Here is a 21,488-nt window from a genome sequence, read left to right as displayed (position 1 = left end):
GCAATCAAGAAACACTATATATGAAAAAAATTGTCATTGTCCTTACCGCATGTATCGCCTTTCTGGCGTGTAAAAACGAATCAACCTCAGAACTCTTAACCGTGAACTATCCTGTTACTGAAAAAGTAGATACCGTAGACACTTATTTTAACACAGAGGTCCAGGATCCATTTCGCTGGCTGGAGGATGATCGCAGTTCTGAAACTGAAGCATGGGTTACCGAACAGAACAAAGTTACTTTCGGTTATTTGGAACAAATTCCCTTCAGGGAAGATCTGAAAAACCGAATGGAGAAATTATGGAACTATGAAAAAGTAAGTGCCCCATTTAAGGAAGGAGCGTATACTTATTATTATAAAAATGATGGTCTACAGAATCAAAGCGTGGTCTACAGAAAAAAAGAGGGTGGTAAAGAAGAGATCTTTCTGGATCCAAACACTTTTTCTGAAGATGCCACTACTTCCCTGGCCGGACTTAGTTTTAGCAAGGACGGTTCTCTGGCTGCCTATCTTATATCTGAAGGTGGAAGCGATTGGCGAAAGGCCATTGTACTAAATGTAGCATCTATGACCGTCGTAGAGGATACCCTTACCGACATTAAGTTCAGTGGAATTGCATGGAAGGGTAATGAAGGCTTTTATTATTCAAGTTATGATAAGCCCAAGGGTAGTGAGCTTTCTGCCAAAACAGATCAGCATAAAGTATATTATCACACTTTAGGAGAAGCACAGTCCAAAGACCAACTTGTTTATGGAGGTTCGCTAGCTGAAAAACACCGGTATATTTCTGCAAGTGTCACAGAAGATGAACGTTATCTTGTCTTATATCCTGCAACCACTACCTCCGGAAATAAACTGTTGATACAGGATCTCACAGATCCTAATGGACTTTTAATTACGGTCCTCAACGATACAGATTCGGACAGTTATGTTATTGACAATAAAGGTGCAACGCTATACATTCAAACCAACAGGGATACTCCAAATAAAAAAGTAGTCACCGTAAGTGCTTTAAAGCCGAGTCCTGAAAATTGGAAGGATTTTATCCCTGAAACGGAAAATGTGCTCAGCACAAGTACCGGTGGTGGCTATATTTTTGCCGAATATATGGTAGATGCCATCTCTAAAGTGATTCAGTACAACTACGATGGGAAACTAATTCGCGAAGTAAACTTACCAGGGATCGGAACCGCCGGTGGATTTAGTGGTAAGCCGGAAGCTAAGACCCTTTATTTCTCCTTTACCAATTACAATACCCCAGGTTCCATATATAAATTAGAACCAAAAACGGGAGAATATAGCAGCTATTGGAAGCCTGAGATCGACTTTGATCCTAACGCATATGAATCTAAACAGGTTTTTTATACCTCAAAGGATGGAACCAAAGTACCTATGATCATTACCTATAAGAAAGGTATTGCTCTCAATGGCAAGAACCCGACCATTTTATATGGGTATGGAGGATTTAATATTAGTCTAACACCCTCATTCAGCTCTGTAAATGCCATATGGATGGAACAGGGAGGGGTCTATGCTGTACCAAATTTGAGAGGTGGCGGAGAGTATGGAAAAAAATGGCACGATGCCGGTACGCAACTAAAGAAACAAAATGTCTTTGACGATTTTATTGCAGCTGCAGAATTTTTGATCGCAGAAAAGTATACCTCTCCGGAATATTTAGCCATCCGAGGCGGATCTAACGGAGGATTATTGGTTGGGGCCACTATGACGCAAAGACCAGAACTTATAAAGGTTGCCTTACCGGCTGTTGGTGTTATGGACATGCTTAGGTATCATACTTTTACGGCCGGAGCAGGTTGGTCATATGATTATGGTACGGCAGATGACAGTCCGGAAATGTTTGAATATTTAAAAGCATATTCCCCTGTTCATAATGTAAAAGAAGGAGTGTCTTACCCAGCCACCCTGGTAACCACCGGAGATCATGATGACAGAGTAGTGCCAGCTCATAGTTTTAAATTTGCGGCGGCATTACAAGAGAAGCAAACCGGTACTAACCCAACCCTAATACGCATTGAAACAAATGCAGGACATGGAGCCGGAACCCCCATTAGTAAAACCATAGAACAGTATGCAGATATTTTTGCATTTACTTTCTACAATATGGGGTATGAAAAATTACCTAACCAAGGGGTATTAAAAGAATTTAAAGACTAACTATCAATAAAGTAGTGCAAAATCCGTTTCTTAGAAGCGGATTTTTGCATTCAATAACAGCAAGATAAAACCCAATGCTACAAGTAAATAAGCTTTCTTTTGCTTATGAAACCTCCAATGTCCTGGAAGGACTCTCCTTTGAAGTGGAGAAAGGTCAACATGTTGCTGTTATGGGAGAAAGTGGCTGTGGTAAGAGCACCTTGTTAAAACTTATTTATGGCCTCCTAAGCCCTGGAGAAGGAAATATCTTGTGGGGGAAAGAAGAAATAAAAGGCCCTCTGTACAAGTTAGTCCCCGGCGAATCTTATATGAAATACTTGTCACAGGAGTTCGATCTGATGCCTTTCACCACAGTGGCTGAAAATATCAGTGAACACCTTTCTGTATTCTACCCCGAGGAAATGAAAACAAGAACAGATGAGCTGTTGGAAATGATAGAAATGTCATCGGTTGCGCATACAAAGGTGAAGAATCTTAGTGGAGGTCAACAACAAAGAGTAGCACTGGCAAGAGTACTGGCTCAAAAACCCGATGTTCTTCTGTTAGATGAGCCATTTAGCCATATTGACAATTTTCGAAAGAGTAGTTTACGAAGAAACCTGTTTCAATACCTGAAAGAAGAAAAAATAACCTGTCTTACAGCTACTCATGATCACCTGGACGTGCTCCCCTTCGCAGATCGTATCCTGGTCCTAAAAGACAAAGAAATTCTCATTGAGGGCATTACCAGGAGAGTATATGAATCACCCCCAAATTTTTATGTTGCCAGTCTGTTTGGGGAAGCCAATATTTTGCCTATCACTTTGTTGAAGTCTTATGCAGATACCAAGAGAAATATCATTGTCTATGCCCATGAGTTTAAGGTTGCCAACTCTTCCGGATTAAGGACCAAAGTAAAGAAATCGTTCCCTATGGGAAGCTATTATTTGGTAGAAGGGGAATCTGATGATGGCAAGGTTTTCTTTCATTCGGAGAAGGATCTGAAAATAGACTCCAAAGTATACCTCAACGTCTCCATTGAAACCATCAATAAGCGACTTAAGGATCTTCCCTAAGTCCAAAGTAAGGAGGCGATGAATACTGCAATAGCAGCCGTTGTGCCCAGGACCACAGTTCCCAATCCAAACAATTTGTACCCTGTTTTTACATTCATTCCACTCATTTGAGTTACAACCCAAAAGAAGCTGTCATTGGCATGAGAGATCATGGCAGAACCTGCTCCTATAGCTACAACCACCAAGGCCTTTTGTATCTCTGATTCATAACCGAGCGATGTCATCATAGGAGCCAAAATTGAGGCTGTGGTAACAAGGGCAACAGTGGAAGAACCCTGTGCAGTTTTTAATGCGGCCGCAAGCAAAAATGGCAGAAAAATACCAATGTTGAGGTCTTTTAAGGAATTTCCAAGAACTTCAGCTATCCCAGACATTTGCAATACAGTTCCAAAAATACCCCCGGCTCCTGTGATCATCAGAATGGAGGCGGCATCTTTAATAGCCTTCCCTACCCATCCTGAGGATGACAGCATCTCCAAATGAAGTTTTTTAGGGAGAAGTAAACAGAGGAATACGCCAATAAGAAGCGCTATGACAGGATCGCCCAAAAAGGTGATCAGACTTTGCAAGGGTCCTAGTTCGGTCGCCTTTCCTTTAATGAATACAGATTTTAGGACAATAAGGACTATTGGGATCACAATGGGGATGGAAGATCGTACAATTCCAGGATCTTCAACAGCCTCAGCCACCTCCTCAGTGACAGCTTCATTTCCCTGATCCGGAGCAATATAGGTTTTGGCAGCAAATTTAGTGGCGAAGATCACTGCCGCACTAAGGGCAATTAAACTTACAGGAATACCAAAGGCAATAACCAATCCCAGGTTGGCTTCCAGGATGCCGGCTGCCGCAATGGGTCCGGGAGTAGGAGGCACCATGGTATGCGATGCCATAAGACCCAGTCCAAGGGCAATGGCGGCTCCAGCCAGTGAAACTCCCGCTTTCCTGCTCAGTCCCTTACTTAAAGGATGCAAGAGCATAAATCCACTATCTGCAAATACCGGGATGGAAACAATATACCCAATGAGCCCCATGGCCAGGGGGATTCGCTTCTTTCCAATAAGTTTCAGTACGCTTTTTGCGATGGTTTGGGCTCCTCCTGTGTGTTCCAGAAATGCTCCAATAATGACTCCAAGAACGATGATCAGCCCTATTTTACCCAGGGTGCCTCCAAAGCCATCATTTATTGCCGTCGTAATGTCCTGGAAAGGCATACCGGCAAAAATTCCATAGGCAATTGAGATAATTAAGAGGGCGAGAAAAGGATGGACCTTAAGCTTGGTGGTTAGGACCACTATGAATAGAACCGCAACTATTAAATAAATAATTTCCATTTGATGTTCCCTCAATGGTTCTTCAAGAACTATGGGAAATTACATATTTCTGCGGATACAGCCTAAAGAGTAAAAAAGTTGAAAAAGGAGTTATGCAATATGGGCCAACTCTTTACCAACATGGCTGCCAATGGCGATCCCCATTCCGCCCAGGCGGACCCCAAAGGCTACTCTATCTGTGAGGCGCATCACAATGGGTCTTTTCTGCGAACCTGTTCCCATAATGCCACTCCAGCGCCTATCTATCTCAAATGGTGTATTGGGTAGTATGGTTTCCCGCAATACTTCCTCTAATTTATCCTGAATATTTGAGGTAAGTCCAAATGAAGTGGTTTCTTCTGTCTTAAAATCTACGTTTCGGGCACCACCAAACATGATCCGATCCTCAACATTCCTAAAATAATAATAGCCTTTATCTAGATGAAAAGTTCCTTTGATCTTAAGTCCCGGTATTGGCTTTGTGATCAAAACCTGTGCCCTTGCAGGCACTATATCTTCCCGCAGCCACTCGGCAGCAAAACCGTTGGTTGCCACCAACATTTTTCCAGAACGAAATTCAAAATTATTTGTACTAATAGACACTCCGGATGCATCTTCCTCATAGGATGCTACCTCCATCCCATTCAGTATTTGTATCCCGGCCGCCTTTACTTTTGTCAATAATGCCTCCATCATGAATCCGGTGTTGATCTGGGCTTCAAAGGGATTAATAATATAGGTATCTATGATCTTTTTAAACCCGAATGTATTTGGTTGTATACGAAAGGCAGGTTTTCCAAAAACAGGCTTTAATAAAGTATTCACCTCATCTAGCCGCTCCTGGCATTTATTAAAAAGTTTTTGATTCTTTTTAAAGAAAAGTTCGTGTCCTCCTCTTCTTTGGTAATCTATGACCTTATCTCCCAGAGTAGCCCGCAGCAGTTCAATGCCATTCCAGCGTTTTTGTACTAACTCTACAACCTCATCCGGACTGTGATGATCCAGATCATCCAGTATCTCCGAAATACTGCCGAAACAAGCAAACCCGGCATTCTTGGTACTAGCTCCCTGCGGCATACTACCCTTTTCCAGTAGCAATATCTTTGCCTTTGGATGTTTTTCGCGAAGTGCAAGGACACAAGAAAGGCCTACAATGCCGCTCCCAATGATAGTAAAGTCGACATTTTCAAACCACGTTTTGTATTCCCAGTAACTAAGATTCATAGCGTATAAAAAACTCCGGACAATGCCGGAGTATGTTTTAGTTATGTTCGGGTTCCGGATCCATTTTAAATCCTTCCATAAATTTAGTGGTATAATTTCCAGCCAAATAATCCGGATGATCCATTAGTTGTCTGTGAAACGGAATAGTTGTTTTGATCCCTTCAATCACAAACTCATCCAGGGCCCTTTTCATTTTATTGATAGCTTCTTCCCTGGTTTGTGCTGTGGTAATAAGCTTGGCGATCATTGAATCATAGTTAGGCGGAATGGTGTAACCACTATATACATGTGTATCTAGTCTAATGCCATGTCCCCCGGGCGTATGTAATGTTGTGATCTTGCCAGGTGAGGGCCTAAATCCATGATATGGATCTTCAGCATTTATCCTACATTCTATGGCGTGTAATTTGGGGTAATAATTCTTGCCGGAAATGGGTACCCCTCCTGCAACAAGGATCTGTTCTCTGATAAGGTCATAATCTACTACCTGTTCCGTAATAGGATGCTCCACCTGGATCCGGGTATTCATTTCCATAAAATAGAATTTTCTGTGTTTGTCAACTAAAAATTCTATGGTACCGGCTCCTTCGTATTTTATAAATTCTGCAGCTTTTATAGCGGCAATTCCCATATCCTCCCTTAGCTTATCTGTCATAAATGGAGAAGGGGTCTCTTCCGTTAGTTTCTGATGTCTTCTTTGAATGGAACAATCGCGTTCCGATAGATGACATGCCTTTCCGTATTGATCACCTACCACCTGTATCTCAATATGTCTTGGTTCTTCAATTAGCTTTTCCATGTACATGCCCCCGTTGCCAAAAGCAGCGGTAGCTTCTTTCACAGCGCTGTTAAAAGCAGCTTCCATATCCTCTTCCTTCCAAACGGCACGCATCCCTTTACCTCCACCACCGGCAGTGGCTTTTATCATAACGGGATAGCCAACTTTTTTGGCCGTTTTTATAGCATCTGGCACATCCTTTAACAAGCCTTCTGAGCCGGGTACAATAGGAACGCCCGCTTTCTTCATGGTTTCTTTGGCTGTTGCCTTATCTCCCATCCTATCTATCTGTTCCCCTGTTGCGCCTATAAACTTAATGTCGTGTTCCGCGCAAATTCTGGAAAACTTTGAGTTCTCGGATAGAAAACCATATCCGGGATGAATAGCATCTGCATTAGTGATCTCAGCTGCCGCAATAATGTTCGGGATCTTTAGGTAAGATTCACTGCTGGGTGCAGGTCCAATACAAACGGCTTCATCCGCAAAACGCACATGAAGACTTTCTTCATCGGCTTTGGAGTACACAGCTACCGTCTTGATGCCCATTTCCTTGCAAGTACGAATAATTCTAAGGGCAATTTCTCCTCTATTCGCTATGAGTATTTTTTTAAACATAATTACATGGGTTTCTTGGCCGCGGAAGTTATTTTTGCTCTGCATTGGAGCAACTATAATCCCGGCTGTGTTATTTTCTTCTTAGGAAGGATCTACCAGGAATAAAGGCTGATCGAATTCTACCGGAGATGAATCCTCTACCAATACTTTTACAATTTTCCCGGATACTTCAGATTCTATATCATTGAAAAGCTTCATGGCCTCAATAACACATAAGACATCGCCTACGCCAATAGTATCACCTACTTCAACAAAAGCGGGTTTATCTGGTGATGGTTTCCTGTAAAAGGTTCCGATGATCGGGGATTTGATGGTGATCAATTTGGAATCCTCTTCTTTTTTCGCCGGTGCTGTTTCAACAGGTGCCGCGACGGCCACAGGGGCCGGAGCTGGTGCTGCAGGAAGTTGCTGAATATATGTGGTCTCCCCTCCAGAATCAGCAGGTCCTGTTCTAATGGTGATTTTAATATCATCAGTTTCCAATTTAACTTCACTGGCTCCTGATTTTGCCACAAACTTAATTAAGCTTTGAATCTCTTTAATATCCATGGAATTCGTTTTTGATTAGTTCTTGCTTAGTTATATGCCCATTTTAAATATATTGACCCCCAGGTAAATCCGCCACCAAAGGCTGCGAATACCAAGTTGTCTCCTTTTTTTAATTGCTTCTCATAGTCACTCAATAAAAGTGGCAATGTAGCAGATGTTGTATTTCCGTATTTCTGAATGTTCATCATTACCTTGGACGGTTCAAGCCTCATCCTGTTAGAGGTCGCATCAATAATTCTCTTGTTTGCCTGATGTGGCACAAGCCATTGCACATCATCATGGGTTAGATCATTCCTTTCCATGATCAAAGCAGCTGCGTCTGCCATATTGGTCACCGCAAATTTAAATACTGATTTTCCATCCTGGTACACGTAATGCTGTTTATTTTTTACGGTCTCTTCTGATGGGGGTAAAAGGGATCCTCCCGCTTCTATTTTTAGGAACTCTCTTCCTGTTCCATCAGATCTAAGATACTCATCCTGCAATCCAAATCCGTCAGTATTGGGTTCAAAAAGTACTGCTCCGGCACCGTCTCCAAAAATGATACAAGTAGTTCTGTCTGTATAATCCAGGATAGAAGACATTTTATCTGCTCCAATAAGAAGCACCTTTTTATATTTCCCCGATTCTATATAGCGAGCAGCAGTAGACATTCCATAGAGGAAGTTACAACATGCAGCCTGAATGTCATACGCAAACGCATTTACGGCTCCAATCTTTGTGGCTACGTAAACGGCGGTTGAAGCAACGGGTAAATCTGGTGTGGCTGTTCCTAATAAGACCAGGTCTATCTCTTTTGGGTCTATATTGCCTTTCTTTAAAAGATCCTCAACGGCTTTAATAGCCAAATAAGAGGTCCCCTTATCCTTGTCTTTGAGAATTCTTCTCTCCTTGATACCGGTACGAGTGGTAATCCATTCATCATTCGTATCCATCATGGTTTCCAAAATTTTATTGGTTAACCTGAACTCGGGTACGTAGGCCCCCACAGCTGTAATTGCTGCTGTAATTTTGGTCATACTAACATCGGTTTTTTAAGCGGAAACCTTCAAAAATGCTCCAAAAGTTGTGAAAAATAGTGATTTTTTGGGACTTTTTGCTCAATTTCATGGTTTTTAGAGTTTTGTGCTTACCCCATAAAAAAACTCCCATCTATTATGATGGGAGTCTCATGATATTCTTCAACTTAAGCTGTTGCTTCTTCCGCCTTGTCAATTAGAACCTGGCCTCTGTAATAAAGTTTCCCTTCATGCCAGTGAGCTCTGTGATACAAGTGCATCTCACCAGTAGTTGGATCTTTGGCAAGGGTAGGTGCCACTGCTTTATAGTGTGTTCTTCTTTTGTCTCTTCTGGTTTTGGAAATCTTCCTTTTAGGATGTGCCATTTTGAAACTTATTTATCCGTTAGTAAATCTTTTAATGCATCCCATCTGGGATCCGTCTTATCGTCGTTTTTCTGTGTCTCTTTTGGTTGCAATTCTTCAAGTTTGCGCAATGCTTCAGATTCTAATGTTCCATCCTCCACTCCGGGGTGAATTCGTTTAGAAGGAACAGCCAGCACAAGCATTTCGTAAATGTATTGTGCTATATTGATCTGATGCTCTGCATGGGGAATGACCAATACTTCATCATCCTCATCATTGTACTCTTCTCCAAACTTTATTACTAACTCCAGGGAGGCTTTTACCGCCAGATCGAAAGGTTCGTTTGTGAGATCGCAAGCGACATTTACAGTGCCATTGGCACTCATGTCTAACTCCATCACTGTCGTCATTTTGTTAAATTGAACCTGCACCAAAATGTCAGCTTCATTAAACTCATGATACCCAAAAGATTCAAAGAACTTATTGTTAATTTGATACTCAAACGAATGCGCACCTAGTTTTAATCCTGAAAAAGGAATACCAAATTCCTTATGCGTCACCATCTTTTACAATCGTTTAAGGCGTGCAAAGATAATTTATTTTTATCAATTGCAAACCAATTTCCTATTTATTTCGGCTTTGATTTAGGATAAGCAAAAGGAAAAATGCGCTTACCTTGAGGCTCTTACTTTTTGCTTCCTAAGAGGGTTCTTCGTCAAATCCTCATACTCTTCCCTATTCTTAAAGATCTTTATTCCCGTAAAGATAGCTTCCTTAAAGGAACCGGGATCTGCTACTCCCTTCCCTGCTATTTCGTATGCCGTACCATGATCTGGAGAGGTTCTAACTTTTGATAAACCTGCGGTGTAGTTCACCCCTTGCCCAAAGGAAAGGGTTTTAAAGGGGATAAGACCCTGGTCATGATAGGCCGCTAAAATGGCATCGAACTGCCGATAGTTGTCCGAGCCAAAAAAACTATCGGCCGCATATGGCCCATAAACAAGCTTTCCTGTATTGGATATTTCCGTAATAGTAGGTTTCAGCACCTCATCATCTTCTTTCCCAATTACCCCATTATCTCCACTATGGGGGTTGATCCCTAAGAGGGCGATCTTTGGTTTCCGAATTCCAAAATCCATCTTCAGGCTTTTCTCTATGATCCCAACCTTGTTTTGGATCAACTTTTTGGTAATAGAATGGGCCACATCCTTTACGGCAACATGATCTGTTAACAGTCCAACTTTTAAACTGTCTGTCACCATAAACATCAAACTCTCCCCTTCCAATTCTTTAGCTAAATAATCTGTATGCCCGGGGAAATTAAAATCTTCTGCCTGTATGTTCTTTTTATTGATCGGTGCGGTTACCAAAATGTCTACCTCGCCTTTCTTTAAAGCCCCAACGGCTGCTTTTAAGGAGCGAATGGCATACAAGCCGGCTTCATCCGTTTCCTTTCCATAGCTTATATTCGGTGTTTCCTTCCAGACATTCACCACATTGATCTTTCCATCTATGGCACGGGAAGCACTATCAATTCCGTGAAAAGTAAGCTCCATACCAAGATTGTTCTTTTGTTGAGAAATTGTCCTTGTAGAGGCGAAAATGACCGGCGTACACAACTCCATCATCCTAACATCTTCAAAGGTCTTTAAGATCACTTCGCAACCAATACCGTTTAAATCCCCTACGGAGATCCCTACTTTTATTTTTGAATTTTCATTCCTCATATAACTGTGCTTTGCACTAACTTTGTGTTCCCGGGTGGGAACGCACATAATCGCAGTAAAAGTGCCTGCATATTGCTCTTTACGCTGCCACTTTCCACGCGAATTGTTGTTCAAAAATAAGCTATAAAGCGCGTATTCATTGCGAAATTATCGCTTTTCTTAAAACTTCCGATGCATGTTTACAGGAATCATTGAAACCCTTGGAAAAATTACCCGACTTAAAAAAGATGGAGGCAATCTACACCTAAGCATCTCCTCCAAGCTTACCCCTGAATTAAAGGTAGATCAAAGTGTGGCTCACAATGGGGTGTGCCTTACTGTGGTGAATATTCAAAATGATGAATATACGGTTACCGCTGTTGAAGAAACCCTATTAAAAACTACGCTGAATGACCTTAAAGAAGGAGCCTTGGTAAACCTGGAGCGGGCCATGATCCTTGGCTCACGCTTAGATGGCCATATAGTGCAGGGACATGTAGATACAACTGCAACATGCAGCCATATAGAAGAAAAAGACGGCAGTTGGTATTTTACTTTTACATATACTCCCAACGAGCAGCATGTGACCATTGAAAAAGGTTCTATCACCATAGATGGAGTGAGCTTAACGGTGGTGAATTCTCTTCAGCATTCCTTTAGCGTAGCCATTATCCCCTATACCTATGAACACACCCGTTTTAAGGAATACACCAAAGGAAGCAGGGTAAATCTGGAGTTTGACGTTATTGGGAAGTATGTTGCCAAGCTTGTGGCTAACATCCAATAAGGTATTCTTCAGGAGCCAGGTTTAATTCTCAAAAAAACTGATTGAAGACCCTATCCATGTATCATTGGTGAGGTGCGATACATTTATAAGTCCGCCTTTCCCCATCCTGGTAAGGTTAATGACCGGTCTTAGTTTTCCGGCTTCTTCGTTCCAAACATAAAGGATCCGTAACTCTACCTTAGAATTCTTGTCTGTATTGGTCTTAATAAGCGAGGCATAGGTTACCTTTTTTTGAAGCATATAGTTCTTGCGGTCCTTTATCTCATTGAGCATCTCCCAGGTAGGTTCCAGGTTTACACCTTTCCCCGCAAAGGAGAACAAAGGCTTTAGCACATATTGATGAAGATCGATGTCTTCGGGGATCTCATCTAAATAATAGGACTCCGGAACGCTCTCATGAGACAGCATGGGCATAATACACTTAGAGATCATAAAGAACCAATCCGGATTGGTGATCCAGGTAACCTCCAGGTCGTCAAAAATATTAAAATTGGTCTTCAGGTCCTGAAACTGGTACAGGTCATCAAAAATTACACGATTATAAATGCGATGTATCCTGATCTTGCGGCCGTCCTTTTCGTAAAATAACTGTTTCCCTTCCTTAATGACCTTTGTCATACAAACAACTTCAATTCCCAGCGCGTGTTTTGTAGCCCAAAAGTCGATCCGCGTCTTTTGTTTCTCAGGAAAGATCTCCATTAAAATGACATTCTCAGGATCTTCCTTCCCAAGAATTACTTCCTTGAGTATTTTCAGATAACTATCTTCTGTATGTCCGTCAAAAAAGTAATGGAACCCTTCTTTTGGAAGGTTGGGGTAATGTTTTAAATAGGCTTTTGCTAAAAATGGCTGATAGCAGAAAAGGGAAGGAAAGGCCTGAAGTTCTATCAGCTGGGGGCTTAGATTACCGGCTTCATCTTCACACAAGCCAAAATCGATCCCTAAAAAATGAGGGTTCCCGGAATGGGATGGCGAATGCAAATGCTTGGGCATAAAACGGTGCTTTACCGTTTCATATTCGATGGCATCTAATTGCTCCAGGATGGCATCGCAGGCGTCGAACACCTTTTTCTTCATCGCCTTATCAAAGAAAACGGGCGATTCAGAGATCCTGAAGGCACAGGGCTCACCATAGGTATCTGCTACCTCTTTTTGAAGTTTTTCGTAATACGTCTGCTCAAATCCTTTGTTAAACTGGTCCCTAATGTTGGGTATCATACAGAAATTGGTGTTTGATGGTCAATGGCATCTGCTGCCTGTTGCAAAAATCTGGGAATGATGGTCCTGTTTGTCTTCAGGATCTTGTCATCATCGTCTAAATGGATCATCATATCATGGTACTTTCTTTTTCCATGATGTCTTATGATATGGTCTCGCTTGTCTGCTCTTTTAAAGTAGCGCATCATCCCTTCCGAATCTGCTTCGGGATGAAATTGTACCCCAAAGATCTCCTTCGAAAAACGAATAGCCATAACAGCGCGTTCCAATGGAACATGTGGGCGCTTTTTCTCCTTACATAAAATGGTACAGCCCAAACTTTTTAATCGCTTCTTTTTAGGTTTAACCACCTGATAATCCCTTGAGTCTACCGCATAAAAAGGATTCTGCAAGCCTTCGAGAAGGTACTCCTTCTTTCCACGCTTTGTCTTGTGTACCGGCATGATCCCGAAAGCGGTCGACTTTCTTCTTTTAATTTTTGCCAGTTTCCAGTGCAAACACGCCAATTGGAACGAATGACAAATCAGGAAAAGGTATTTTTTTCGCTCTTCCAATAGATTGTGATCGTAGATCTCGTCTAGGAATTTAAAGTACTTATTCTCCCATTTTTCCCCGGTAGGTTTTGGGGAATCCGGACCACCGGAAGAAATAAAAATATCATAGTCTAACAGATCAGGAAGTTGATAGTTAACGCGAACATCAAAGATCTCATAATCGCCTTTTACATCTTCATTCTCAAAAAACTGTTCCACCAGCATTTTTATACAGCGCATGCCTTCATTGGGCTGGCCTGCGTTCATATCAAGGATGGCTATCTTATAGGTAGGGTACATGTATTATTCTCTTTTCGTACTAGGAAGCATTGTGATGGTACCCCGGTAAGGGCCTTGTTATCTCAATTATAACCCTTTGGAGGTTTGTTCCACAATATATTTTACAACTTCTTTCAGGTCATTGGTATCATTATACACCTGGAGTTGCCTGTCTGCTCCAGAGCCTTGTTCTAACATTTGATACACGTAATTAACTTCATTTCGGCATCCCAATTCATCCACTACATCTTCTACAAAGTCGAGTAGTTCAGCGATCAAGACCTTAAAGGGCACTTCTTCTTCCTTACCAAAATCGATCAGCTTTGCTTCTATACCCCAACGGGCTGCACGCCATTTATTTTCATTGATAAGGACGCGTCTGTACGATCTAAAGCTCTGGTTCTTCTGATGAAGTCTGTGCAATTTAGCAATGATACATTGCATCAAAGCAGCAATACAGGTAACCTCATCCACGGTCATGACCATGTCGCATACTCTGAATTCTACAGTTGGATAAAATGGATGTAAACGAATATCCCACCAGATCTTCTTCCCATTATCTATGCAATTTGTCTTTACAAGTATATCCACAAATTTGTCATACTCTGCAACACTTGCAAAATAAGGAGGGATGCCCGTACGCGGGAATTTATCAAAGATCTTTGATCGAAATGATTTAAACCCGGTATCTCTTCCTTCCCAGAATGGGGAGTTGGTAGAAAGCGCATACAAATGCGGCAGAAAATAACGAGCCACATTCATGATCTGCAGTCCTTCTTCCCTGCTTGGGATCCCCACGTGAACGTGCAATCCAAAAATAAGGTTAGACCTGGCTACATCCTTCATTTCTGCAATAAGCTGATCGTAGCGGGGGTTAGGCGTAATGGGTTGTTCACTCCAGATAGAAAAAGGATGCGTCCCTGCGGCAGCAACCTTCAATCCTTCTTTCCCGGCCAATTCTATCACTTGTTGCCTGAGATAAGATACCTCATCCCTGGCCTCATTGATATTTTCACAAATATTGGTCCCCATCTCCACTACGGACAGGTGCATTTCTTCCTTGATCCGTTCCTTTAAGAACACTTTACCGTCTTCTAATATTTTAGACATTTGTGAAACCAATGTAAGGCTCTCACTATCCAGGATCTGGAACTCCTCTTCAATACCCAGGGTGAACTTGTGCATAACGTTTGCTTTGTGTTAGCTTACTTTTTCTTCTTAGGGGTAGTCTTGCGAGCCGGAGACGCCTTTTTTGGAGCTGCCTTTGCTGTGGTCTTACGAGCAGGAGCAGCTTTTTTAGGAGCTGGCTTTACTGCGGTCTTACGGGCCGGAGCAGCTTTTTTTGGAGCTGCCTTTGCAGTGGCTTTCGTTGTTGTCTTCTTTTTAGGTGTTGCCTTTACAGCGGCCTTCTTAACCTTAGTTCTCTTTACTTGCGCAGCCGATTTCAATGAGATCTTTGGCGCTTTTGCCTTGGTTGGAGCAACCGCTTCCCTAAGGAAAGTACCCCAGGAACTATTATTTTGCTTCTCAGAATAAGCATTCGCCTTTTCAATTGCAAATTTTGCTGCGTGCTCTACGATCCATTTAAAATTCCCTTCTCCTACAGAGTGAATATCTGCATCCGGAGCAGGATTACAAAAATCTATAGCGTATGGAATGCCATTTCTAACCGCGAATTCTACTGTATTAAAATCATATCCCAGCGCCTCGTTTAGTTTAATGGTATAATCATGGATGGTCTTCATCAACTTCTGATGCTCGGCACCTGTTGTCTTAGGTTCTGTAACATAGCGCAGATGAAATTCGTTCCTTGGTTCATATGGCATGATATGCACATACTTCCGACCCAGACAGTACACTCTGTAATAATCATCGAATACGATCTCTTCTTGTAACATCATCACAAGCTGACCTGTCTCTTCATGCTTTGCAAAAAGATCTTCCGGAGATTCTACCTTATAAACGCTTTTCCAACCCCCACCAGAATGTGGTTTCATATAGGCAGGAAAGCCGATATAGTTAAAGATATAGTCCCAATCTAAAGGACCTTTTAAATTCCGAAATGACTTTTCTGTAGTATCATCCGGCCTTTCTTTAGAAGGCAATAAGATGGTTTTGGGCACAGGAACCCCCACCTGTAGCGAAAGGCAGTTGTTAAAGAACTTCTCATCTGCACTCCACCAAAATGGGTTATTGATCACCGCAGTACCCATTAGTGCCGCATTTTTCAGATAGGATCTGTAAAATGGCACCTCTTGTGAGATACGATCTATGATCACATGGTAGCCGTAATCTATTCCCTGCTGTACTTTATCAATTAAAACAGGCTCTGCTATTACCTGCCCGTTCCCTAATTCATTTACCTTGTCAATAAAGGCCCAAGGAAAGGTATCTTCCATTCCAAATAAAATTCCTACTTTTTTTATCATGTTTGTTTACTTTTTAGGTTTAAAAATACTTGCCTATATATTCCGGAAATGCCATTTTCCATAAAGGCCAATCGTGTTCTATCCATTTTTTTTCATCGTACCAATAGGGAATACCTTTGGATTGAAGTATCCCTGCCATATATTCGTTCTTAGGCTTACAACTATCCCAATCTGAAGTGCTTAAGACAATGTTCATGTGCTGATATCGCCAGGCTTCTTCGTTTTGCATAAATTCATCTGGACAATTGTAATAGATCCGAATATCATCGGAAAGTGGCACAAAGTTACGAATAGTAAATACACCAGAAAGTGCAAACAAATGCGAAACCAGATCTGGGAACCTAAAAGCGGTATTCCCGGCATGGTATCCTCCGAAGCTCACTCCTGCCACACCTATCCTGTGTGTATTACATTCATTCTGAATAAAAGGGATCAGTTCGTTCTTAAGAAACTGCATATACATCTCATAATTGTGGATCTTTGCCTCAGAAGACATATTCTCCGCATAGAAGGAAAGTCCGTCTATGGTCTCAACATTATACAATTTAATTCGCCCCTCATTTATAAAATTCATAACGGATCCATTTAGCCCAAAATCATTGTTTTGAGTAAAGCTACCGAAGGAAGAAGGAAACATAAGAATAGGGTATCCCCAGTCCCCGGTGATCTCGAGATTTATATTGCGTCCTAAGATGTTAGAATAGTATTGAATATGTTTAATAGATGCCATGTTATAATGTATGCTAATTTTCTTTATTTACAAACAAAAATTTAACGGGCAAAGATATTTATTTTTGCATACATCTCGCTTAAAATCAGCGGAATCCTTATACTTGCGCTTTTAAATAATTTTGATGGTTTTTGATATTGAATTCATTAGTCTAAAAGGAAGCTTTGCGTCTCGTTTTCTGGGGCGAAAAGTAAGCTTCAGGCTGGTAGCCCCGCCTAACTACAGAACCAGTGATATGCCCTTCCCTGTTCTATTAATGAATGACGGACAAGATTACAAGAAAATGGGATTAGAAGGTATTCTTAGCACTGCCTTTACAGACAATAGCATAACCCCATTTATCTATGTGGCCCTGGAAACCAATGAAAACAGAATGCACGAATACGGCACTGCCTGTACCGCGGATTACAAGGGAAGAGGCGAAAAAGCCAACCTCTATGCAAAATTTATTACCGAAGAATTTATCCCCTTCTTAAAAAAGGAATTCAAAGTAGCTCATCAAAAAGAGGCCTGGGTCTATTGCGGTATGTCCCTGGGCGGACTTTCCGCTTTCGACACTGTATTTAATCATCCACATCTTTTTGCCAAAGCCGCTGTTTTTAGTGGTTCTTTCTGGTGGCGTAAGAAGGCCTACACCAAAAAGGATCCGAAAGACCGAAGCCGTATTGTGCTAGACATGGTAAAGAATGGAACCTATTCACCTCATCTTTCCTTTTGGTTTCAATGTGGTACCCTTGATGAAAAAGCAGACAGGAACCACAGCGGGATCATAGATGCCATTGAGGACACTACCGACCTGATTAATGAACTGCAGTTAAAAGGATACTCCCCTGAAAAGATAACCTATGTGGAGATGGAAGGTGGAAAACACGATCTTCCCACCTGGGCCAGGATTTTTCCTTCATTTTTACAATGGGCCTTTGGGACACCGGTTGTATCAGAAACTGTTCGCAAATAAGACCACTGCTTGTTTGGCTACACCTTAATAAAGATCTTCTTTCTATACATAACAAGGGCCATGAGCAAATAAAACCCAACCACCGTTAGGCCATATAATAAGGATGAGAATTCGCCCGAAAGGAAGTCGTGTCTATAAATATTCTCAAACAACCATTGGTGTACAGAACTATCATTGTTCACTTTTATGGAATTAAAAAGCTTGGACACAAAGCTGGAAAGGAAGTAAAGCGTGATCGCATTAGACCCCATATAGCGGAAAATACTGCCAAACTGTATACCCTTTACATCGGTTAAAAAATAGATCAGAGCCAGGAAGATATTAGCCCATCCTGCAGTGACCAACACAAAACTACTGCTCCATATTGCTTTGTTGATTGGGAAGGCCATGTCCCACAGATATCCTATGACTAGCATTATAACTCCCAGGCCAACCAATACCATCTCTTTTTTTGCCCGCTTGGAAACAAGGATAAGCCCCGTAAAAATTCCCAGCAGGGAAGAGGCAATAGATGGCAAGGTGCTTAACAAGCCTTCGGGATCGTAATCTTCTTTATAGTTATGACTTCCAAAAACCTGTACATCCAAATAATTTGCCCAGTTGTTCGGGGCCCTGTCAAAGGTTGGGACTTCACCCAGCAAAGGAATAAAGCCAAGCCACACCCAGTAGCCTACCAAAATAGCAAGGCAGATCCCTATAAGTGCTTTCCAGTTAAAGTTGAGAAAGAGCACCGCGGCAAAGAAGAAGACCACTCCAATTCGTTGTAAGACTCCGGGGAAGCGGATCTGATCGAATTCATTAATAAAAGGAAACGATATTGTAAATGCCCCCAGGAAAAGGCCAAGGCCTATCAGCTTCAAGGTACGAATACTAATTTTTTTATAGGTAGCGGCATTTGCTACTTTGTTCCTGTATGCAAAGACAATAGAGGTTCCCACTATAAAAAGGAAAAATGGGAATACCAGGTCTGTTGGTGTATATCCATGCCAATCTGCGTGGCGCAGAGGTGGGTATACAAACTCCCAGGTCCCGGGAGTATTCACTAGTATCATCAGGGCGATGGTCAGGCCCCTAAAAATATCAACAGAAACAATTCTTTCTTTCATACCTTCTTATAATAAGGTTCCTTTCATTTTATTCCAGACCCTGGCCAGCAACATACCAGAAATAATTGCAACTCCCGTAAGTATACTTGCTTTTAAGGTATAGCCATAGATCCAATACCCGGTGGCGAACATACAGGTGTAGATGAGGACACAGCCTAAAAGCATAGCGGAGATGCCGGCGGGGACACTCCATTTCTCGTCGGTTGTGATGATCCTTTGCTTATCCTTCTCTGCGTCTCTAACCACCTTCGACCAACCCGGACCACCCGGCTGAATTTTCATATAAAAAGAACGCAATACCTCTTTAGACTCCGGTTGTGTTAAAAAGGTAGCTACCATCCAAATAGAAGTGGTTATTAGTACCACAAAAATATACTCGGACCAATCCGGAAAAATACCCGTATCCGTTGCAAAAAAATAGGCGCCAATTGAAGTGAATTTTAAGAGAATAGAAATGATCCCGGAGGCAAACATGGCTGTGATCTCACTCCAGGCATTAATACGCCACCAAAACCATCGCAGAATAAAAATTAATCCCGTTCCTGCGCCAAATACCAGGAGCACTTCAAAGAGTTGTAGCGCATTCTGTAAAAACAGGGCCAGAGCGGCGCTAAATACCATAAGGACCACCGTTGAGATCCTGCCCACGGCCACTAGTCTTTTCTCTGAGGCATCTGGGTTTATCTGTTGCTTATAGAAATCATATACTATATAAGATGAGCCCCAGTTAAGCTGGGTAGAAATAGTAGACATATAGGCGGCAATCAGGGAAGCCAACACAAGACCCAAGAGCCCGCTGGGCAATTTGGTCAACATGGCAGAATAGGCCAGATCGTGTCCCAATTTGTCATTGGCAATAGTTGGAAATGCCTCTTGTATGCTCGCAATATCGGGATATACAACCAAAGAAGCCAAAGCCACTAAGATCCATGGCCAAGGGCGTAAAGCATAGTGCATGATGTTAAAAAAGAAGGTGGCGCCTATAGCGTGATTTTCATTTTTAGCGGCCAGCATCCGTTGGGCGATATATCCCCCACCACCGGGTTCAGCTCCCGGGTACCAGGAACTCCACCACTGCACCGCCAGGGGAATCACAAATAAGGTGATCAGGGCTTGTTTATTACTAAAATCTGGTAAGATGGATAGTTTGTCTGACACATGTTCGTTAGCCATCAAGGCTTGAATACCCCCTACTTCCGGGATGTTCACCAGGTAGTAGGCTGCTCCTATTGCCCCGGCCATGGCCACAAAGAACAACAGAAAATCCGTATATACAACTCCTTTAAATCCTCCGAGGGCGCTGAAGGTCACCGTTATTAATCCGGCACTTATCACTGTTTGCCAGGGTTCTAATCCCAGCATAATTCCACCGATCTTAATGGCTGCGAGGGTTACGGCAGACATGGTGATCACATTAAAGATAACCCCCAGATATATTGCCCGAAACTTCCGTAAGAACTTGGCTGCAGGACCTCCATAACGAAGTTCATAGAATTCCAGATCTGTATTCACATTGGACTTCCGCCAAAGCTTTGCGTAAACAAAAACGGTAAGCAGACCGGTAATAAGAAAAGCCCACCAGACCCAGTTCCCCGAAACCCCATTGGTCCGAACAATATCTGTTACTAAATTGGGTGTATCCGTTGAAAAGGTAGTGGCAACCATGGAAAGTCCTAATAACCACCAGGGCATGGTACGACCAGATAAAAAGAATTCGGATGTGTTTTTCCCGGATTTTTTGGAGACGATGACCCCTATAGCAAGAACTATAGAAAAGAAAACAATGATAAAACTATAATCGAGCGTGCTTAATTCCATGGATACATCTATTGGTTGGTGGTTAAAGATATTATTTTTTGGGATACCTTTGAGTATCGTCTTCTTTGACCTAGAAACAATCCTCCGACGCCAGTGGAAATTTCCATCACTTCCTGGATCCTTGCCTTTGTTGCCTCTTTTGTTTTGGGTATTTCAAAATCCGGGATCAAAGGCATCGCCGTCATAATTATTACCCTGATGGCTCTTTCCTTTGGTGCCAGAGCCTCCACCGGCTTGCTGGTTCCCTTGTTTATAGTAGGCGATATCTTTGCCGTCCTGTACTACAACAAACACGCCCAATGGAAATACATTCGCCGTTTTTTACCCTGGATGATGAGTGGGGTGGTTCTGGGGGTCCTCATTGGGAACGACCTCCCGGAAAAGACCTTTAAGGTCTGTATGGTCATCGTGATCCTGGGTAGTGTGGTGATGATGGCCTGGTGGGATATGCGAAAATCCAAGGTGGTGCCTACCCATTGGACCTTTGCCGGTTTTATGGGGATCATGGCGGGGATTACTACCATGATAGGAAACCTTGCCGGTGCCTTTTCCAACATTTTCTTTTTGGCAATGCGTATCCCTAAGAATGAGTTTATTGGCACAGCCGCCTGGTTATTTTTTATCATCAATATTTTTAAACTGCCCTTTCACATCTTTGTATGGGAAACCATCACCCTGGATACATTGCTCATTAATGCGAAATTGCTACCCGGGGTGGCCCTGGGATTGTTTTGCGGGGTTCGACTAGTAAAGATCATCAAGGACCAGTTCTATCGAAAAATGATCCTTATCCTCACCGCTCTGGGTGCTTTAATCCTGCTGTTTAGATAAGCATTCATTTAATTTTACTAAT

The 21,488-nt window shown here is 42.2% G+C and carries 19 protein-coding genes and 1 pseudogene; 5 read left to right on the top strand and 15 right to left on the bottom strand.

What is annotated here, in order from left to right; all coding sequences use genetic code 11:
• The first annotated feature begins 20 nt into the window (after positions 1-20).
• Complete coding sequence (locus Q0X72_RS00470) at positions 21-2,177, top strand: prolyl oligopeptidase family serine peptidase (RefSeq protein ID WP_297760413.1); 2,157 nt, start codon at positions 21-23, stop codon at positions 2,175-2,177.
• Between the two features lie 74 nt (positions 2,178-2,251).
• Positions 2,252-3,232: an ABC transporter ATP-binding protein gene (locus Q0X72_RS00465; protein WP_297760410.1), complete on the top strand. Its 981-nt coding sequence runs from the start codon at positions 2,252-2,254 to the stop codon at positions 3,230-3,232.
• On the opposite strand, the gene Q0X72_RS00460 is transcribed toward Q0X72_RS00465, so the two are convergent.
• From Q0X72_RS00460 to pdxA, 8 genes are all read right to left on the bottom strand, one after another.
• A complete protein-coding gene (locus Q0X72_RS00460) occupies positions 3,229-4,563 on the bottom strand; it encodes a GntP family permease (RefSeq protein ID WP_297760407.1) in 1,335 nt (444 codons plus the stop codon). The genes Q0X72_RS00465 and Q0X72_RS00460 overlap by 4 nt on opposite strands.
• Positions 4,564-4,653: 90 nt before the next feature.
• Positions 4,654-5,766 (bottom strand): FAD-binding oxidoreductase, encoded by a 1,113-nt coding sequence (locus tag Q0X72_RS00455; RefSeq protein ID WP_297760404.1) that lies wholly within the window; start codon positions 5,764-5,766, stop codon positions 4,654-4,656.
• Between the two features lie 37 nt (positions 5,767-5,803).
• The gene (gene accC, locus Q0X72_RS00450; protein WP_297760401.1) at positions 5,804-7,159 is read right to left on the bottom strand and encodes an acetyl-CoA carboxylase biotin carboxylase subunit; all 1,356 of its coding nucleotides are present in this window, start codon (positions 7,157-7,159) and stop codon (positions 5,804-5,806) included.
• A gap of 81 nt (positions 7,160-7,240) precedes the next feature.
• Positions 7,241-7,708, bottom strand: coding sequence for an acetyl-CoA carboxylase biotin carboxyl carrier protein (gene accB, locus Q0X72_RS00445; protein ID WP_297760398.1), 468 nt, complete (start codon positions 7,706-7,708; stop codon positions 7,241-7,243).
• A gap of 26 nt (positions 7,709-7,734) precedes the next feature.
• Positions 7,735-8,727, bottom strand: a complete 993-nt coding sequence (locus Q0X72_RS00440) for a beta-ketoacyl-ACP synthase III (protein WP_297760395.1) — start codon at positions 8,725-8,727, stop codon at positions 7,735-7,737.
• A gap of 167 nt (positions 8,728-8,894) precedes the next feature.
• The gene (gene rpmF, locus Q0X72_RS00435) at positions 8,895-9,092 is read right to left on the bottom strand and encodes a 50S ribosomal protein L32 (RefSeq protein ID WP_297760391.1); all 198 of its coding nucleotides are present in this window, start codon (positions 9,090-9,092) and stop codon (positions 8,895-8,897) included.
• Between the two features lie 8 nt (positions 9,093-9,100).
• On the bottom strand, positions 9,101-9,634 hold the full coding sequence (locus Q0X72_RS00430) for a DUF177 domain-containing protein (RefSeq protein WP_297760389.1): 534 nt from the start codon (positions 9,632-9,634) through the stop codon (positions 9,101-9,103).
• A gap of 108 nt (positions 9,635-9,742) precedes the next feature.
• Positions 9,743-10,798, bottom strand: coding sequence for a 4-hydroxythreonine-4-phosphate dehydrogenase PdxA (gene pdxA, locus Q0X72_RS00425; protein ID WP_297760483.1), 1,056 nt, complete (start codon positions 10,796-10,798; stop codon positions 9,743-9,745).
• 175 nt (positions 10,799-10,973) lie between these two features.
• On the opposite strand from pdxA, the gene Q0X72_RS00420 reads away from it, so the two are divergent.
• On the top strand, positions 10,974-11,564 hold the full coding sequence (locus Q0X72_RS00420) for a riboflavin synthase (RefSeq protein ID WP_297760386.1): 591 nt from the start codon (positions 10,974-10,976) through the stop codon (positions 11,562-11,564).
• A 21-nt stretch (positions 11,565-11,585) separates the two neighbouring features.
• On the opposite strand, the gene Q0X72_RS00415 is transcribed toward Q0X72_RS00420, so the two are convergent.
• From Q0X72_RS00415 to Q0X72_RS00395, 5 genes and pseudogenes are all read right to left on the bottom strand, one after another.
• Complete coding sequence (locus Q0X72_RS00415; protein ID WP_297760383.1) at positions 11,586-12,782, bottom strand: hypothetical protein; 1,197 nt, start codon at positions 12,780-12,782, stop codon at positions 11,586-11,588.
• Complete coding sequence (locus Q0X72_RS00410; RefSeq protein ID WP_297760381.1) at positions 12,779-13,615, bottom strand: GMP synthase; 837 nt, start codon at positions 13,613-13,615, stop codon at positions 12,779-12,781. The genes Q0X72_RS00415 and Q0X72_RS00410 overlap by 4 nt, the downstream gene beginning before the upstream one ends.
• A gap of 66 nt (positions 13,616-13,681) precedes the next feature.
• Positions 13,682-14,779 (bottom strand): carboxylate-amine ligase, encoded by a 1,098-nt coding sequence (locus tag Q0X72_RS00405; RefSeq protein ID WP_297760378.1) that lies wholly within the window; start codon positions 14,777-14,779, stop codon positions 13,682-13,684.
• Between the two features lie 296 nt (positions 14,780-15,075).
• A pseudogene (locus Q0X72_RS00400) lies at positions 15,076-16,023 on the bottom strand (RimK family alpha-L-glutamate ligase); the annotation flags it as partial.
• Positions 16,024-16,042: 19 nt separating this feature from the next.
• Complete coding sequence (locus Q0X72_RS00395; RefSeq protein ID WP_297760371.1) at positions 16,043-16,753, bottom strand: alpha/beta hydrolase-fold protein; 711 nt, start codon at positions 16,751-16,753, stop codon at positions 16,043-16,045.
• 124 nt (positions 16,754-16,877) lie between these two features.
• Here Q0X72_RS00395 and Q0X72_RS00390 point away from each other — a divergent pair, with 124 nt between their 5' ends.
• Positions 16,878-17,711, top strand: coding sequence for an alpha/beta hydrolase-fold protein (locus Q0X72_RS00390; RefSeq protein WP_297760368.1), 834 nt, complete (start codon positions 16,878-16,880; stop codon positions 17,709-17,711).
• Positions 17,712-17,728: 17 nt separating this feature from the next.
• On the opposite strand, the gene Q0X72_RS00385 is transcribed toward Q0X72_RS00390, so the two are convergent.
• Both Q0X72_RS00385 and Q0X72_RS00380 read right to left on the bottom strand, forming a co-directional pair.
• On the bottom strand, positions 17,729-18,817 hold the full coding sequence (locus Q0X72_RS00385; RefSeq protein ID WP_297760365.1) for a heparan-alpha-glucosaminide N-acetyltransferase domain-containing protein: 1,089 nt from the start codon (positions 18,815-18,817) through the stop codon (positions 17,729-17,731).
• A gap of 6 nt (positions 18,818-18,823) precedes the next feature.
• Entirely contained in the window at positions 18,824-20,635 is a 1,812-nt protein-coding gene (locus tag Q0X72_RS00380) for a sodium:solute symporter family protein (protein ID WP_297760362.1), read from the bottom strand.
• A gap of 93 nt (positions 20,636-20,728) precedes the next feature.
• On the opposite strand from Q0X72_RS00380, the gene Q0X72_RS00375 reads away from it, so the two are divergent.
• Positions 20,729-21,466, top strand: coding sequence for a sulfite exporter TauE/SafE family protein (locus tag Q0X72_RS00375; protein WP_297760359.1), 738 nt, complete (start codon positions 20,729-20,731; stop codon positions 21,464-21,466).
• Positions 21,467-21,488: the final 22 nt, after the last annotated feature.

Source organism: uncultured Muriicola sp. (assembly GCF_947258935.1).
Taxonomy (GTDB): Bacteria; Bacteroidota; Bacteroidia; order Flavobacteriales; family Flavobacteriaceae; genus Muriicola.
Note: the sequence above shows the minus strand (reverse complement) of the source record. Positions and strands in the feature narration are given on the sequence as shown.

Bases quoted from the DNA above. Each gene is read 5' to 3' on its own strand.
- Q0X72_RS00415 (WP_297760383.1), bottom strand. From the start codon at position 12,782: ATGATACCCAACATTAGGGACCAGTTTAACAAAGGATTTGAGCAGACG.
- Q0X72_RS00395 (WP_297760371.1), bottom strand. From the start codon at position 16,753: ATGGCATCTATTAAACATATTCAATACTATTCTAACATCTTAGGACGC.
- Q0X72_RS00465 (WP_297760410.1), top strand. From the start codon at position 2,252: ATGCTACAAGTAAATAAGCTTTCTTTTGCTTATGAAACCTCCAATGTC.
- Q0X72_RS00470 (WP_297760413.1), top strand. From the start codon at position 21: ATGAAAAAAATTGTCATTGTCCTTACCGCATGTATCGCCTTTCTGGCG.
- Q0X72_RS00380 (WP_297760362.1), bottom strand. From the start codon at position 20,635: ATGGAATTAAGCACGCTCGATTATAGTTTTATCATTGTTTTCTTTTCT.
- Q0X72_RS00430 (WP_297760389.1), bottom strand. From the start codon at position 9,634: ATGGTGACGCATAAGGAATTTGGTATTCCTTTTTCAGGATTAAAACTA.
- Q0X72_RS00385 (WP_297760365.1), bottom strand. From the start codon at position 18,817: ATGAAAGAAAGAATTGTTTCTGTTGATATTTTTAGGGGCCTGACCATC.
- Q0X72_RS00455 (WP_297760404.1), bottom strand. From the start codon at position 5,766: ATGAATCTTAGTTACTGGGAATACAAAACGTGGTTTGAAAATGTCGAC.
- Q0X72_RS00420 (WP_297760386.1), top strand. From the start codon at position 10,974: ATGTTTACAGGAATCATTGAAACCCTTGGAAAAATTACCCGACTTAAA.
- Q0X72_RS00440 (WP_297760395.1), bottom strand. From the start codon at position 8,727: ATGACCAAAATTACAGCAGCAATTACAGCTGTGGGGGCCTACGTACCC.
- accB (WP_297760398.1), bottom strand. From the start codon at position 7,708: ATGGATATTAAAGAGATTCAAAGCTTAATTAAGTTTGTGGCAAAATCA.
- accC (WP_297760401.1), bottom strand. From the start codon at position 7,159: ATGTTTAAAAAAATACTCATAGCGAATAGAGGAGAAATTGCCCTTAGA.
- Q0X72_RS00405 (WP_297760378.1), bottom strand. From the start codon at position 14,779: ATGCACAAGTTCACCCTGGGTATTGAAGAGGAGTTCCAGATCCTGGAT.
- rpmF (WP_297760391.1), bottom strand. From the start codon at position 9,092: ATGGCACATCCTAAAAGGAAGATTTCCAAAACCAGAAGAGACAAAAGA.
- Q0X72_RS00390 (WP_297760368.1), top strand. From the start codon at position 16,878: ATGGTTTTTGATATTGAATTCATTAGTCTAAAAGGAAGCTTTGCGTCT.
- pdxA (WP_297760483.1), bottom strand. From the start codon at position 10,798: ATGAGGAATGAAAATTCAAAAATAAAAGTAGGGATCTCCGTAGGGGAT.
- Q0X72_RS00460 (WP_297760407.1), bottom strand. From the start codon at position 4,563: ATGGAAATTATTTATTTAATAGTTGCGGTTCTATTCATAGTGGTCCTA.
- Q0X72_RS00410 (WP_297760381.1), bottom strand. From the start codon at position 13,615: ATGTACCCTACCTATAAGATAGCCATCCTTGATATGAACGCAGGCCAG.